Origin of the sequence: Rouxiella chamberiensis, from assembly GCF_026967475.1 — a bacterium.
GTDB classification, from domain to species: domain Bacteria; phylum Pseudomonadota; class Gammaproteobacteria; order Enterobacterales; family Enterobacteriaceae; genus Rouxiella; species Rouxiella chamberiensis.
The window spans coordinates 3,585,990-3,600,965 of the sequence record NZ_CP114058.1 but is presented as its reverse complement, the minus strand read 5'-3'; the positions used below and the strand labels follow the sequence as shown (position 1 = coordinate 3,600,965).

13 protein-coding genes are annotated in these 14,976 nt (G+C 55.1%); 5 read left to right on the top strand and 8 right to left on the bottom strand.

Annotated features, from left to right (window positions below):
• Window positions 1-39: 39 nt before the first annotated feature.
• Window positions 40-888, bottom strand: coding sequence for an MIP/aquaporin family protein (locus O1V66_RS16680; protein ID WP_045049629.1), 849 nt, complete (start codon window positions 886-888; stop codon window positions 40-42).
• Window positions 889-1,373: 485 nt separating this feature from the next.
• Here O1V66_RS16680 and zapB point away from each other — a divergent pair, with 485 nt between their 5' ends.
• Window positions 1,374-1,613, top strand: coding sequence for a cell division protein ZapB (gene zapB, locus O1V66_RS16675; protein ID WP_045049628.1), 240 nt, complete (start codon window positions 1,374-1,376; stop codon window positions 1,611-1,613).
• Between the two features lie 205 nt (window positions 1,614-1,818).
• On the opposite strand, the gene rraA is transcribed toward zapB, so the two are convergent.
• The 6 genes from rraA to priA all read right to left on the bottom strand — a co-directional run bounded on the left by rraA (window position 1,819) and on the right by priA (window position 8,915).
• Entirely contained in the window at window positions 1,819-2,304 is a 486-nt protein-coding gene (rraA, locus tag O1V66_RS16670; protein ID WP_045049627.1) for a ribonuclease E activity regulator RraA, read from the bottom strand.
• A 173-nt stretch (window positions 2,305-2,477) separates the two neighbouring features.
• Window positions 2,478-3,809, bottom strand: coding sequence for an HslU--HslV peptidase ATPase subunit (hslU, locus tag O1V66_RS16665; RefSeq protein WP_045049626.1), 1,332 nt, complete (start codon window positions 3,807-3,809; stop codon window positions 2,478-2,480).
• A 12-nt stretch (window positions 3,810-3,821) separates the two neighbouring features.
• A complete protein-coding gene (hslV, locus tag O1V66_RS16660; RefSeq protein WP_009637730.1) occupies window positions 3,822-4,358 on the bottom strand; it encodes an ATP-dependent protease subunit HslV in 537 nt (178 codons plus the stop codon).
• A 114-nt stretch (window positions 4,359-4,472) separates the two neighbouring features.
• Window positions 4,473-5,387: a cell division protein FtsN gene (gene ftsN / locus O1V66_RS16655; protein ID WP_072045127.1), complete on the bottom strand. Its 915-nt coding sequence runs from the start codon at window positions 5,385-5,387 to the stop codon at window positions 4,473-4,475.
• A gap of 71 nt (window positions 5,388-5,458) precedes the next feature.
• On the bottom strand, window positions 5,459-6,487 hold the full coding sequence (gene cytR, locus O1V66_RS16650; protein ID WP_082051071.1) for a DNA-binding transcriptional regulator CytR: 1,029 nt from the start codon (window positions 6,485-6,487) through the stop codon (window positions 5,459-5,461).
• A gap of 232 nt (window positions 6,488-6,719) precedes the next feature.
• Window positions 6,720-8,915, bottom strand: coding sequence for a primosomal protein N' (priA, locus tag O1V66_RS16645; protein WP_045049625.1), 2,196 nt, complete (start codon window positions 8,913-8,915; stop codon window positions 6,720-6,722).
• Between the two features lie 205 nt (window positions 8,916-9,120).
• Between priA and rpmE the strand changes: the two genes are divergently transcribed.
• Window positions 9,121-9,333 carry a 50S ribosomal protein L31 gene (gene rpmE / locus O1V66_RS16640; RefSeq protein ID WP_072045125.1) on the top strand — a complete coding sequence of 71 codons (213 nt, stop codon included), beginning with the start codon at window positions 9,121-9,123 and terminating at the stop codon, window positions 9,331-9,333.
• Between the two features lie 117 nt (window positions 9,334-9,450).
• On the opposite strand, the gene metJ is transcribed toward rpmE, so the two are convergent.
• The gene (metJ, locus tag O1V66_RS16635) at window positions 9,451-9,768 is read right to left on the bottom strand and encodes a met regulon transcriptional regulator MetJ (RefSeq protein ID WP_004392248.1); all 318 of its coding nucleotides are present in this window, start codon (window positions 9,766-9,768) and stop codon (window positions 9,451-9,453) included.
• A gap of 417 nt (window positions 9,769-10,185) precedes the next feature.
• Between metJ and metB the strand changes: the two genes are divergently transcribed.
• From metB to metF, 3 genes are all read left to right on the top strand, one after another.
• Window positions 10,186-11,346, top strand: coding sequence for a cystathionine gamma-synthase (metB, locus tag O1V66_RS16630; RefSeq protein ID WP_045049624.1), 1,161 nt, complete (start codon window positions 10,186-10,188; stop codon window positions 11,344-11,346).
• A gap of 3 nt (window positions 11,347-11,349) precedes the next feature.
• Complete coding sequence (locus O1V66_RS16625) at window positions 11,350-13,785, top strand: bifunctional aspartate kinase/homoserine dehydrogenase II (protein WP_045049623.1); 2,436 nt, start codon at window positions 11,350-11,352, stop codon at window positions 13,783-13,785.
• A gap of 218 nt (window positions 13,786-14,003) precedes the next feature.
• Window positions 14,004-14,912, top strand: a complete 909-nt coding sequence (gene metF / locus O1V66_RS16620) for a methylenetetrahydrofolate reductase (protein ID WP_045049622.1) — start codon at window positions 14,004-14,006, stop codon at window positions 14,910-14,912.
• Window positions 14,913-14,976 lie beyond the last annotated feature (64 nt).

Sequence of the window (14,976 nt, the reverse complement as noted above, 5' to 3'; positions counted from 1 at the left end):
TTATGTCCTGCAAAGTGAGCGGTGAAACAGATTAACCTATCAGGCTTTACGCTGAGACTGCTGCGGCGCAGCCTCTTCCGACGGTGCGGCAGCGATAGTCTGGGGAAGATGATTGCTGATCAGTGCGCGGTAACCCACGGCACCCAGACATGCACCTACCAGCGGCCCGAAGATAGGCACCAGGAAGTAGGGGATGTCACGTGCGCCTGTGAAGGCCACTTTTCCCCAACCGGCGAAATAGGCGAACAGTTTGGGACCGAAGTCACGCGCCGGGTTCAGTGCGAATCCGGTCAGAGGTCCCATTGACGCGCCAATTACCGCGATAAGCAGGCCGATAAGCAGGGGAGCCAGCGCGCCACGCGGAACGCCGTTGCCGTCGTCGGTCAGAGCCAGAATCAGTGCCATCAATACGGCGGTGATCACGGCTTCAACCAGGAAGGCCTGCCATACGCTGATGTGCGGATTTGGATAGGTCGAGAAAATCCCGGCAAGGTCCAGGCTGGCGACGCTGCCGCGCACCATGTTGTGACTTTGCTCGAAATCGAAGAACAAATTGTAGTAGAGGCCGTAGACCAGCGCGGCAGCACAGAAAGCGCCCGCAATCTGCGCAATAATGTACGGCACGACCTTGCGTGCATCGAAGTTGGCGAACAGGCACAGTGCAATGGTGATAGCCGGATTAAGATGGGCGCCGGAAATCGCCGCGGTCAGGTAAACCGCCATCGAGACGCCGAGGCCCCAGATGATGCTGATTTCCCACTGTCCGAACGATGCACCTGCAAGTTTCAAGGCTGCCACGCAACCCGCACCAAAAAAGATAATCAGGCCGGTTCCCAGAAACTCTGCGATACATTGACCTTTAATTGACGAACTCATATTTTGGCTCATAGTCGGATCCTGTAAAGGATAGCTGTTAAGGGTAGGGTACTTTTCGCTTGGTTTTATAATTTGGTGTTATTTATTTTAACAACTCGAACAACATGAGTCATTAATGTGAATTTATCGTTAACGAGCATAAACGAGAAATACCGAAATCAAAATGTGTGTGCCATGTCATAAAAATGAGCGAATACGCGTATTTTTTAATAATTCGCCAACCACAAAAACGGGTACTTAACGAGAAAACTACTGGATTAAGGTATTAAAAGACCCCTAAATTCGGCTTTTGCCGATAGTGATGACGTGATAATTGCTCCAGACTGCCTGCAGGGCAAGTATGTTGCTAGACAGGGAAGTGATGCCTACATACAATCGGGGTTAATTACAGTCGCGGTACGCTTTACGGTCCGTCGTTGATTGGATTATCGAGCCGCGTCGGGAAGATGTGGCGAGTCATATAAGATATACGCCTTGCGAACATAAGGGGAATAACCATGTCATTTGAAGTCTTTGAGAAACTTGAAACTAAAGTTCAGCAAGCGATTGATACCATTACTTTATTGCAGATGGAAATCGAAGAGCTGAAAGAGCACAACAACAACCTGTCACAGCAGGTTCAACAGGCCAACGGCAACCATGAGTCTCTGGTGCGTGAAAACGCTCACCTGAAAGAAGAACAGCATGTGTGGCAGGAACGTCTACGTTCTCTGCTCGGAAAAATGGAAGAAGTCTAAATCCACGGCATCTTTCAAGCTGCAGATGCGTTGACTGACTGCGCTCACTCCAGTCACTTACTTGTGTAAGCTTCTGGGGACTCGCTTGGTTGTCGCCTTACTGCAGCTCGAAATATTTGCGGATTTGGAACAGTCCATTATTCAAAATGAAAAAGACGCGCATTGGCGTCTTTTTTATTGTCTTCAGTGTGTTCAAAACGGATGATTATTCGATGTCGAGCGGGTCTTCGGAGAGGATGATCCCCGTGTTGTCGGCATAAAGGTGGTCGCCCGAGAAGAAGGTAACGCCGCCGAAATTTACGCGGATGTCGCTCTCGCCAATGCCTTCACTCGCTGCACCGGCAGGAATCGCGGCCATCGCCTGAATGCCGATGTCCAGCTCTTCGAGGTCGTCGACCTGTCGCACCGCGCCGTAAATCACCAGTCCTTCCCACTCGTTTTGCAGAGCAAGATTCGCCAGTCCGGCATCGATCAGCGCGCGTCTTACCGACCCGCCGCCGTCGACCAGCAACACGCGTCCACGCCCGTTTTCTTCCAGCAGGTCATAGAGCAAGCCATTGTCTTCAAAGCATTTCACGGTGGTGATTTGCCCGCCAAATGAAGTACGTCCACCAAAGTTGGAGAACAGGGGTTCAACGACATTCACTTCTTCATGATAAATGTCGCATAGTTCTGAAGTATCGTATTTCATAGGATTTTTTTCTGGTTGCTCGCATGAACATTAAGTATATCCCTTTCTGGCGGATGTTGGCAAAATCATCAAATTTCACGAGAAATAGTTGATTAATTAACCGGTCCGCCAAAAAGAGGGTAAAAAAGGGAGGCCAGGCCTCCCTCTTCGCAACAACGCAGGCGAGATACCGATTACAGAATGAATCGGCTCAGGTCTTCGTCGGCGACCAGCGCATCAAGGTGGTTACGCACATACTCGGCATCGATGGTGATAGACGCGCCATGACTTTCACTTGCGTCATAGGAGATGTCTTCCATCAGACGCTCAAGCACGGTGTGCAGACGACGCGCACCGATGTTCTCGGTGGTTTCGTTGACCTGCCACGCGGCTTCGGCAATACGGCGAATACCGTCGGTGGTGAAGTTGATGGTCACCCCTTCGGTTTGCATCAGCGCCTGATACTGGTGAGTCAGCGACGCGCTTGGCTCGGTCAGAATGCGCTCGAAGTCTTCGGTCGACAGCGCCTGCAGTTCAACGCGGATCGGCAGACGACCCTGAAGCTCGGGGATAAGATCCGACGGGCTGGCGGTCTGGAATGCGCCGGACGCGATAAACAGAATGTGGTCGGTCTTGACCATGCCGTGCTTGGTGGAAACCGTACAGCCTTCCACCAGCGGCAGCAGGTCGCGCTGTACACCTTCGCGAGACACGTCGGGCCCTGAACTCTGGCCACGTTTACAGATTTTGTCGATCTCGTCGATAAACACGATGCCGTGCTGCTCAACGGCTTCGATTGCCTGCTCTTTCAGCTCTTCCGGATTCACCAGCTTGGCGGCTTCTTCATCAATCAGCAGTTTGTATGCTTCCTTGATTTTCAGCTTGCGCGCTTTCTGTTTCTGACCGGCCATGTTCTGGAACATGGATTGCAGCTGGTTGGTCATCTCTTCCATGCCCGGAGGGGACATGATTTCAACGCCTGCGCCGGTATCGGCCAGGTTGATCTCGATTTCCTTGTCGTCCAGCTGGCCTTCACGCAGTTTCTTGCGGAAAGACTGACGCGCGGCAGAAGGCTCTTTCGCCTCTTCCGGCTGGCCCCAGTTGTTTTTTGCCGGTGGCACCAGCACGTCGAGAATACGCTCTTCGGCCATCTCTTCGGCGCGGTAGCGGTTCTTCTCGATGGATTGCTGACGCACCATCTTGATGGCGGAATCGGTCAGGTCACGAATAATGGAGTCGACTTCTTTACCGACATAACCCACTTCGGTGAACTTGGTGGCTTCTACCTTGATGAAAGGCGCGTTGGCCAGTTTCGCCAGACGACGGGCGATTTCGGTTTTACCGACACCGGTCGGGCCAATCATCAGAATATTTTTAGGCGTGACTTCGTGGCGCAGCACTTCGTCGAGCTGCATACGACGCCAGCGGTTACGCAGGGCAATGGCAACGGCGCGCTTGGCGTTGTGCTGGCCGATGATGTAGCTGTCCAGTTCGCTGACAATCTCGCGTGGGGTCATTTCAGACATGTTATTCGATCCTTACGCTTGGGATTGCTTCGGCAATTCCAGGAAATTGAGGTTGTGGTTGGTGTAAATGCAGATATCACCGGCAATATTCAGCGACTTCTCGGCAATTTCACGCGCACTCAGGTCGGTGTTCTCCAGCAGGGCTGTGGCCGCTGCCTGGGCATACGCGCCGCCTGAACCAATGGCAATCAGACCGTTATCCTGGCGAATCACATCGCCGTTGCCGCTAATCAGCAGCGAATCGGTCTCGTCGGCAACGACCAGCAGCGCTTCGAGACGACGCAGCATGCGGTCGGTGCGCCAGTCTTTTGCAAGCTCGACGGCCGCTTTGGTCAAATGGCCCTGATGCATTTCCAGTTTGCGTTCAAACAGTTCAAACAGGGTAAAGGCATCGGCCGTACCGCCGGCAAAGCCCGCGATCACTTTATCTTTGAAGAAGGTACGCACTTTGACGACGTTACCCTTCATTACGGTATTACCCATTGTGGCCTGGCCATCGCCACCTACCACCACGTGGCCATTACGGCGCACACATACAATTGTTGTCACGAGCTGTTCCTCGTTGCAGACGGAAGAGATCCCGGCGACGTGATGCAACCTTGTTCAGGTTACATCACGTTGCGGGCCATATTGATTGTATAGATTGGGGAGGATTATGGGTTTTCAACCCCCGACGGGGACGGGAATGCAGCCGGCGATGCCGGAGCCTTTCAAACGCGACAGTGTGCCGTCGGCACCGGAGCGATTATTGTACGGTCCGATAACCACGCGATTCCAGCCACCGTTCGAGGTGACACGGCTCTCGAAGCCTTCAAACGCCAGCTTGGCGCGCACGGATTCGGCCTGTTCGGAACCCCGGAAGGAACCACATTGCACGATAAAGCGCTGGGACTTCTCCTGCTCTTTCGGTTTCTCTTTTTCCGGAGCATTCTGAACCAGATTCTGCTGCTGTTCCTGGCGCTGCGTCTGCTGCTGCGGTTTTTCGCGCTCCGGTTTTGCCTGAGTTATCATCGGTTGAGGCACCGGCTTCGGTTTTGGCTGCACGGGGGCAGGCTGCGCCGTCTGTGGCGCTCTGACCGGCTGCTGCATAAACGTCGGCTGATTGCTCAACGGCTTCGACACGGGTGCGGTGCGCGTCGCCTGAGTCGGATCGTTATACGGCACTTCGTTCAGCTGGGTTGGTGTCTGGCGCATATCGGCCTGCATCTGTTCCAGCAGCTGCTTTTGTTCCGGCGTCAGCTGGGTTTTGGACGAGACATCGCCGCCAGAAGTCGGTTCAGTAGGCGTCTGAACGCCCATCTGCCGATTTTCGAGCTCTTTGATGTAACGCCAGCGCTCTTCGGGTTTTGGCGGAAGGCCATTGCCCGGACGGGTCGCGTGCGTCGGCAGAATCTCTGCCTCTTCCAGCTTTTTGTGAGTGATAAAGTAAAGGCCACCGATAAACACCACCACGACGGCGACGGCAATAGCCACCATCGTTTTGGAAACCATCGGGGAACTGCTTTTCTTGTTACGGCTGGTACTTTTCTTCCGCCGTGCTCCTGAGCGTCCACGGCTCACATAGTCTTTCTGGGCCACTATCGTTTCGCTGTGTCGTTATGTTTGAAGAAGTACGTCATTTTACAGAATCCTGAAAACTTGACTGTTAACTAGCGTTTAGGCGCAGCCGTGCTGCCGCGAATAACCAGTTCACTCTCGAGCAGACGTGAACCGCTTTGAACCGGATGACCGTTAAGTTGCTCCAGCAATAATAACATGGCTTCCTGGCCTAGCTGGAACCGGGGTTGTGCCACCGTGGTCAGCGGCGGGTCGTAAAACTGGCTGATTTTGATGTCATCGAAGCCCACAATAGACAAATCCTGCGGAATTCGCAGCCCTAATTTTTTCGCCTCCCACATCGCGCCGATGGCCATGATGTCGTTGTGACAGAAAATGGCGGTCGGCGGTTTCGGCTGGCTCATCAGCGTAGACAGCGCCTGCGCCCCTGATTCGTAGCTGAAATCCCCGTGGGCAATATACTGACTTTCCACGGTTTGTCCGTTGCGGCGAATGGCCTGAATATATCCCTGAAGGCGATATTGGCACAGCGGCATGGCGTCGGGGCCGGCGATACAGGCAATGCGCTGATGCCCGAGGCGGAGCAGATAATGCACGGCGTCGTAGGCGGCGGTCAGGTTGTCGATGTGTACCGTCGGCAACTCCAGTTCGGGCGCAAATTCGTTGGCCATGACCATCGGCGGCAGATTGCGCTGTTCTTCCTTGCTGGCGTCAAACGGCAGGTCCGAACCTAGCAACAGCATACCGTCAATCTGCTTGGTAATGATGAGATTGATAAAGGTTTTTTCCTGCTGATTCTGCTGCGCGCAGTCGCCAATCAGGACCAGATAGCCGTTTTCGGCGGCGGTGCGTTCTATCCCCTGGATAACGTCGGCGAAAAAAGGATCGCAGATGTCGGGAATGATGACCAGAATCGTGCGGGATTCGTTGCGCTTGAGGTTGCGAGACAGAGCGTGGGGCGAATAGCCAACGGCAATCACCGCCTGTTCAACCCGCTGACGGGTTGGCGCGGAAACCTTTTCAGGGTTCATCAACGCGCGTGAAACCGTGGCGGTCGAGACCCCGGCCTTTTCCGCCACATCTTTCATGGTAGCGGTAGGAATTACTCTGTTCTGATCCAACGCATCTCTCCTTGCACCTGCATCAAACTGACACGACATCATGGACGTTAATTTTTATAAGGTTGTTTGCAGCATCCGTGCAAATTTATTATCGGATTATCATGCTACGAAAATCTTTGCGTAGCTCATCACATTCTAAACAGAATGTGACTAGGATTAATTACTTAATTGCATAAAAAATGTGACTTATGCTGTTTTTTCGCGCTAGGCCGCAAAAATTCAGACAGAACCGTTAATTGTCGATAGGGTCGACGTCCAGCGTCCACTTGACCTTCTTGGCCTGCGGCAGACTGCCAATCAGCGGCAGCGAATTTTTAATCAGCTGTTGCAGCACCTTGCGCGACGGATGCTGAAGCAGCAACTGCCAGCGAAAACGCCCGCTGCGCTTGGCCTGTAGCGCAGGTACCGGACCCAGTATCCACAGCGATTCATCCTTGAGCGGGCTGGCTTCCAGCAGAGTGCGCAGTTGTTGCAGGAACAGCGACGCCTGACGGTTATCGTGATCTTCCGAACGGAACATGACGTGGCTGGTAAACGGCGGTAAAAACACGCTCTGTCGCTCGGCCAGCGTCTGTTTCGAAAAGGCGTCATAACCCTTCTGCAACAACACCTGCAATAAAGGATGCTCGGGATGGTGGGTCTGCAACACGACTTCACCCTGTTTGCCCGCGCGTCCGGCACGGCCCGACACCTGGGTATAAAGCTGCGCGAAGCGCTCGGCGGAGCGGAAATCTGCCGAGAACAGTGCGCCGTCGACATCCAGCAGCGAAACCAGTGTGACATCGGGAAAGTGGTGACCTTTCGCCAGCATTTGCGTCCCTATCAGGATCCTCGCGCCGCCGCGATGCACTTCGGCCAGATGTTGCTCCAGCGAACCTTTTCGGCTGGTGGTGTCGCGGTCGATGCGCGTAATGGGCGTGTCGGGGAACAGGGGCGCGAGTTCGCTTTCGAGCTGCTCGGTGCCGACGCCGACGGAAACCAGCTGGGTCGAGCCGCACTGCGGACACTGATGCGGCACCGCGCGCTGGCTGTCGCAGTGGTGGCAGCGCAACTGACGGTGATGCTGATGAAAGGTGTAATAGTGGTCACAGCGCTGGCATTCGGCAATCCAGCCGCACTCGTGGCAGAGCAGCGCCGGAGAAAAACCGCGTCGATTAAGAAACAGCATCACCTGGTTATCGGCTTTCAGATGGTGCTGCATACGCTGGATAAGCGGCTGCGAAAGACCAACCTTGAGCGGCAACCCTTTGATGTCCAAGAGATGCTGAACGGCGGCGGTGGCGTTTCCGGCGCGTTTGGTTAACGTCAGCTGACGGTATTTTCCGAGCTTCACATTGTGCAGCGTTTCCAGCGCAGGCGTGGCGGAGCCCATAACAATCGGAATGTTTTCCGCATGCGCTCTGAATACCGCCAGGTCGCGCGCGTGGTAGCGCCAGCCTTCCTGCTGTTTATAGGAGCTGTCGTGCTCTTCATCGATAATAATGACGCCAAGCCGCGCAAAGGGGGTAAACAGTGACGAACGCGTGCCGATCACAATGCCCGCTTCGCCGTTTCGGGCGCGCAGCCATACGGCGAGGCGTTCGCTGTCGTTCAGGCCCGAATGCAGCACATCGACCGGCGCGCTGAACCGTTCGCGAAAACGGGCGATGGTCTGCGGCGTCAGGCCGATTTCCGGCACCATCACCAGCGCCTGTCGGCCCTGCGCCAGAATGTTCTCCAGCACGCTGAGGTAAACTTCGGTCTTGCCGGACCCGGTAATCCCTGCCAGTAACCACGCAGAGAACTGCTGATCTTCGCTGCGTATTGCGCCGACGGCGGTCGCCTGTTCGGTATTGAGCCGCAGGCGCTCGCCCACAACGCTGAAGTTATCTCGCCAGTCCTGCGCCTCGGGTGCCACGCTTTGCAGATCAGCCAGGCCTTTTGCGCGCAGAGCCTGTAGCGCCGCCTCGTTAAGTTCCAGATCGCTGACCTGATGACGATAGATTTTGCCCTGCATCAATGCCGCCATCGCCTGCTGCTGCCTGGGTGCGCGTTTCAGGCTGTCGAGCGGCGTCGCGCGGCCCTGTTCGGTCGCGAACCATTGCCACAGCGGAGCAAGCTCGGCGGGCTTGCCTTGCCGCAGCAGAACGGGCAGGGCGTGCAATAATACTTCGCCGAGCGGAAAGTGATAATAGTCTGCCGCCCAGTGCAGCACGCGCCACAGATCGGGCGTAAAAAGGCTCGTGCCGTCGAGCACGGCGGCGACGGGTTTGAGTTTCTCAATCGGAAAATCGCTGCTGTCGCCGACGCCGATAACAATCCCGACCGCATCGCGTTTTCCGAAAGGCACGCTAACCCGACAACCGGCGACGACCTGCATTCCGGCGGGCAGTAAATAGTCGAAGGTGCGGTGAAGCGGAACGGGTAAAGCAACGTGGGCAACGGGCATTTTCAATCCAGACTGTAAAAAATTGACGAGATAGTGTACACTGTGTGACTCGGAATGCATGAACATGATTGCGCGGTCAGATTATATTCTGTATGATTCGCCGCCTTTGATGCATTCCGTATCAGAGAACTAATCATTAACACTACGTGTGGTGTCCGACGGAAACACGGTTGGATAGCGACACGGCCTAAACAGAGGTTTTCTCATGAAACAAGGTATCCACCCTAAATACGAAGTTGTTACTGCTAACTGTTCTTGCGGTAACGTTATCAAAATCGGTTCTACTGTTGGTCACGACCTGAACCTGGACGTTTGTGGTGAATGCCACCCGTTCTACACTGGTAAGCAACGTGAAGTGACTACCGGTGGCCGCGTTGACCGCTTCAACAAGCGTTTCAGCGTACCGAGCAGCAAATAAGCTACGCTCGACAGTGAAAAAGGCGCCGATGGCGCCTTTTTTAATGCCTGAATTTCGTAGAAAACAGAAACTCCGACGTATTAACTCAACTCTTCATATCGAGCCTGCCCGGCAAGCTTAATATTCCCAGGTATCGGGATCTACACCCAGTTCACGCATGAGAATTTTGGCGGCTTCCGGAATCTCGTCGCTACGTTCTTTACGCAGGTCTTCATCGTTTGGCAGCGGCTGGCCCGTAAAGGCATGCAGGAAAGCTTCGCACAGCAGTTCGCTGTTTGTGGCATGGCGCAGGTTGTTAACCTGGCGGCGCGTGCGCTCATCCGTCAAAATCTTCAATACTTTCAGAGGAATGGAAACCGTAATCTTTTTAACTTGTTCGCTTTTCTTACCGTGTTCAGCGTAGGGGCTGACATATTCGCCGTTCCACTCAGCCATGGGACACCTTAAATTTATCAAATAAAAATAAAATTCTGAAAACCCGGGGATTATGCCCGATTTCCGCAGATCTCACTATAGCCGTCGTCCTTTACGCTGCATAAATAACCTTGAAGTTACCCTGCTTTTTGCCTGCTACAGGAGAGGTAAAGCGGTCAATATCGACCGGGTCATCGCAATAATCCTGGCCTGAATGCTGTTCACTTTGTCAGCGGATACAGGTTCGTGCTTTACTGTGCCAATCAGCGCGTTACCTCTGCCAATTGCACGATACCGCCTTAATTTTAGCGGGTATTATCCTAATGCTCAATCTATACGCAAAGAAGTTTAGATGTCCAGATGTATTGACGTCTATCCCGCTAACGATTAATCTTTACACCCTCATCCTCTTTTCATCCCCGGCAGGGAGCAACAATAATGACGCTCAAGCAAGGCACAATCGCGGTTAGCAGTGGACTCAACATTGACCAGCAGTATGGCTGTGTTGTTCCACCGATTACCCTCTCCAGCACCTATAATTTCGCCGATTTCAACGAGCCACGGGCTCATGACTACTCGCGTCGCGGGAATCCTACCCGTGATATCGTGCAGCGTGCATTGGCGGATCTGGAAGGAGGCGCGGGTGCCGTGCTGACCAGCAGCGGAATGTCGGCGATTCATCTGGTGTGCACCGTGTTTCTCAAGCCGGGCGACCTGCTGGTGGCACCGCATGACTGCTACGGTGGCAGCTATCGTCTGTTCGACAGCCTGAGCAGGCGCGGTGCCTATCGCGTGCTGTTTGTCGATCAGGGCGACCCCGAGGCGCTGCGTGCCGCCCTTTTGCAGCAGCCCAAGCTGGTACTTATCGAAACCCCAAGCAATCCGTTGCTGCGTGTCGTCGATATCAAGGCAATTTGTGATGCCGCCCACGATGCCGGTGCGCTGGCGGTGGTCGACAACACCTTCCTGAGCCCTGTGCTGCAACAGCCGCTGAAACTGGGCGCCGACCTTGTCATCCACTCCTGTACCAAATATCTGAATGGTCACTCGGACATCGTTGCGGGAACCGTGATTTCCAAAACGGCCGAGCACGCGACAGAACTCGCCTGGTGGGGCAACAACATCGGCGTGACCGGTGCGGCGTTTGACAGCTATCTCCTGCTGCGCGGCCTGCGCACCGTGGGCGTGCGCGTGAAACAGCAGCAGGAAAATGCACTGGCAATTGTTGCTTATTTACAGAAACAATCGTTGGTTAAAAAGCTGTATCATCCTTCCCTGCCGGAAAATCAGGGCCATGACATTGCGCGTCGTCAGCAAAGTGGTTTTGGCGCAATGCTAAGCTTCGAATTTAACGGGGACGAGGCAAAACTGCGTCACTTCCTCGCGCAACTGAAGCTTTTCACGCTGGCCGAATCGCTGGGCGGCGTCGAGAGCCTGATTTCACATACCGCAACCATGACACACGCGGGCATGTCACCGGAAGCACGTACCGCCGCAGGGATCTCCGACAGCCTGCTCCGAGTGTCTGTCGGTCTCGAAGATAGCGAAGATTTAATTGCCGATCTGGAACAGGCTTTCCAGTCGGCGGCAAAGAGGTAAGTAATGAGTGCGATAGCGGTTGCAGCGCCGGCAGGAAGTCGGCAGTTACACAAGTTTGGCGGTAGCAGTCTGGCCGATGCGAAGTGTTATCTTCGCGTCGCAGGCATCATGGCCGAATACGGTAATCCTGGCGATATCATGGTGGTCTCTGCCGCAGGCAGCACGACCAACCAGCTGATTAACTGGCTGAAACTCAGTCAGAACGACAGAATATCCGCCCATCAGGTGCAGCAGGCGCTGCGCCGTTATCAGAGTGAGCTGATTACCGCGCTGCTGCCTGCCGAAATGGCCGAACCGCTGATTGCCTCCTTTATTCATGACCTTGAACGTCTGGCCGTGCTGCTTGACGGCAAGGTGACGGATGCGGTCTATTCCGAAGTCGTCGGCCAGGGTGAAGTCTGGTCCGCACGTCTGATGTCGGCACTGCTGTCGATTAAAGATCTGCCTTCCGCATGGCTCGATGCCCGCGACTTCCTGCGTGCCGAGCGCGCCGCCCAGCCGCAGGTTGACGAAGGCCGCTCCTATCCGCTGCTGCAACAATTGCTGGCGCAGCATCCTCATCAGTATCTGGTAGTGACCGGCTTTATCTCGCGTAACAACGCCGGAGAAACCGTCCTGCTGGGCCGTAACGGCAGTGACTACTCTGCCACCCAGATTGGTGCGCTGGCCGGTGTGCATCGCGTCACCATCTGGAGCGACGTGGCCGGGGTGTATAGCGCCGACCCGCGTAAAGTGAAAGATGCCTGTCTGCTGCCGCTGCTGCGTCTCGACGAGGCCAGCGAGCTGGCACGTCTGGCCGCGCCGGTTCTGCACACCCGCACGTTGCAGCCTGTTTCCAACAGCGATATCGACCTGCAACTGCGCTGCAGCTATCAGCCGGAGCAAGGCTCGACACGTATCGAACGCGTGCTGGCTTCCGGGTCGGGTGCGAAAATTGTCACCAGCCACGACGACATCTGTTTAATCGAACTGGATATCGCCGCCGGTCACGATTTTGCCCATGCGCACAAGGACGTCGAGCTGCTGCTCAAGCGCGCGCAGATTAAACCGCTGGCTATCGGCGTGCATGCCGACCGCAATCAACTGCAACTCTGCTACACCTCCGAAGTGGTGAACAGCGCGCTGGCGGTGCTTGAAGACGCCGCGCTGCCGGGGCGTCTGACACTGCGTGAAGGCTTGGCGCTGGTGGCGCTCGTGGGCGCGGGCGTCTGTAAAAACCCGCTGCACAGCCACCGTTTCTATCAGGAATTGAAAGACCAGCCGGTAGAATTCGTCTGGCAGGCCGAGGACGATATCAGCCTCGTCGCCGTGCTGCGCGTAGGCCCTACCGAAAATCTGGTGCAAGGCCTGCATAAGACGCTGTTCCGCGCCGAAAAACGCATCGGTCTGATGCTGTTTGGCAAAGGTAATATCGGTTCGCGCTGGCTTGAGCTGTTTGCCCGCGAGCAGAAAAACATTTCGGCCCGCAGCGGTTTTGAATTCGTGTTGGCGGGCGTGGTCGACAGCAAGCGCAGTCTGCTAAGTTATGATGGACTCGACGCCAGCCGCGCACTGGCTTTCTATGACGATGAAGCGCGCGAACATGACGAAGAGTCTCTGTTCCTGTGGATGCGCGCGCATCCCTTCGACGACCTGGTGGTACTCGACGTCACCGCCAGCGCCGAGTTGGCCGATCAGTATCTGGATTTCGCGAGCTACGGTTTCCATGTCATCAGCGCCAACAAGGTCGCGGGTGCCTCGTGCAGCAATCAGTATCGCCAGATTCGCGATGCCTTTGCCAAAACCGGCAGCCACTGGCTTTACAACGCGACCGTAGGGGCAGGTTTGCCCGTAAACCATACCGTGCGCGATTTACGTGAAAGCGGTGACAGCATTCTGGCGATAAGCGGGATCTTTTCCGGCACGTTATCGTGGCTGTTCCTGCAATTTGACGGTACGCAGCCTTTCACCGAGCTGGTGGATTTAGCCTGGCAACAGGGGCTGACAGAACCCGATCCGCGCGTTGACCTGTCCGGTCAGGACGTCATGCGCAAACTGGTGATTCTAGCGCGTGAGGCAGGTTACGACATTGAACCGAATCAGGTACGTGTCGAATCGCTGGTGCCGCAGGGATGTGAAAACGGCTCCGTGGATCAGTTCTTCGAAGGCGGCGACGAGCTTAACGAGCAGATGCTGCAACGTCTGGAAGCGGCAAGAGAGATGGGATTGGTGCTGCGCTACGTTGCCCGTTTCGATGCCAATGGCAAGGCGCGTGTGGGTGTTGAAGCCGTGCGCGACGACCATCCTCTGGCTTCTCTGCTGCCTTGCGACAATGTTTTTGCTATCGAAAGTCGCTGGTATCGCGATAATCCGCTGGTTATCCGCGGACCCGGCGCAGGCCGCGATGTCACGGCCGGTGCCATCCAGTCTGACCTTAACCGATTGACCCAGCTGCTTTAATTTTTCCCCCTGCGCATCCTCGGCGCAGGGGAATTCCTGCCTCTCCCCTTCTGCTTGAAATTCCCTCAATCTGGTTGAAGATTAATCATCCGCCGACACCATTTTTGTGTTGACTATTTAACCAAACTCGCGCATTTTACATCCATACGTTTAGACGTCTAGACGCTTACAAGTTAGCGCGTTAACCAATAAGATGCGATGCACGAGGTAGGAACCCTATGAGCTTTTTCCACGCCAATCAGCGAGAAGCGTTAAACCAGAATCTGGCCGAATTGCAGGGCCGGATTAACGTTTCTTTTGAATTTTTTCCGCCACGCACCCGCGAGATGGAAGACACGTTGTGGAGCTCGATTGACCGCCTGAGCAGCCTGAAGCCGAAATTTGTTTCCGTTACCTATGGTGCAAATTCGGGCGAACGCGAACGCACGCACAGCATCATCAAAGGCATTAAGGATCGCACCGGTCTGGAAGCGGCACCGCACCTGACCTGCATTGACGCCTCGCCTGCCGAACTGCGTCAAATTGCGCAAGATTACTGGCAGAGCGGCATCCGCCATATCGTCGCCCTGCGCGGCGACCTGCCACCCAACAGCGGCAAGCCGGAAATGTATGCCGCAGATCTTGTGCAGTTGCTGAAAGATGTGGGCGATTTCGATATCTCCGTGGCGGCCTATCCAGAAGTTCACCCAGAGGCGAAAAGCGCACAGGCGGACCTGATAAACCTCAAACGCAAGGTAGACGCCGGTGCCAACAGCGCCATCACCCAGTTCTTCTTCGACGTTGAAAGCTACCTGCGTTTCCGGGACCGCTGCGCATCCGCCGGAATAGACGTAGAAATCGTGCCGGGCATTCTTCCAGTCTCCAACTTCAAACAGTTGCAGCGGTTTGCCAAAATGACCAACGTCCGCGTACCAAGCTGGATGACCAGCATGTTTGAAGGTCTGGATGAAGACCCGGAAACCCGTAAGATGGTCGGCGCAAACATCGCAATGGACATGGTAAAAATCCTGAGCCGCGAAGGCGTAAAAGATTTCCACTTCTATACGCTAAATCGCGCGGAGATGAGTTATGCCATCTGCCACACGCTCGGCGTTCGCCCCGGAATACCGGCATCTTTCGCGCTGTAGCGTCGTTGGCCGCCTTCGTTCACCCCAGTCACTTACTTGTGTAAGCTCCCGGGGACTCTCTCAC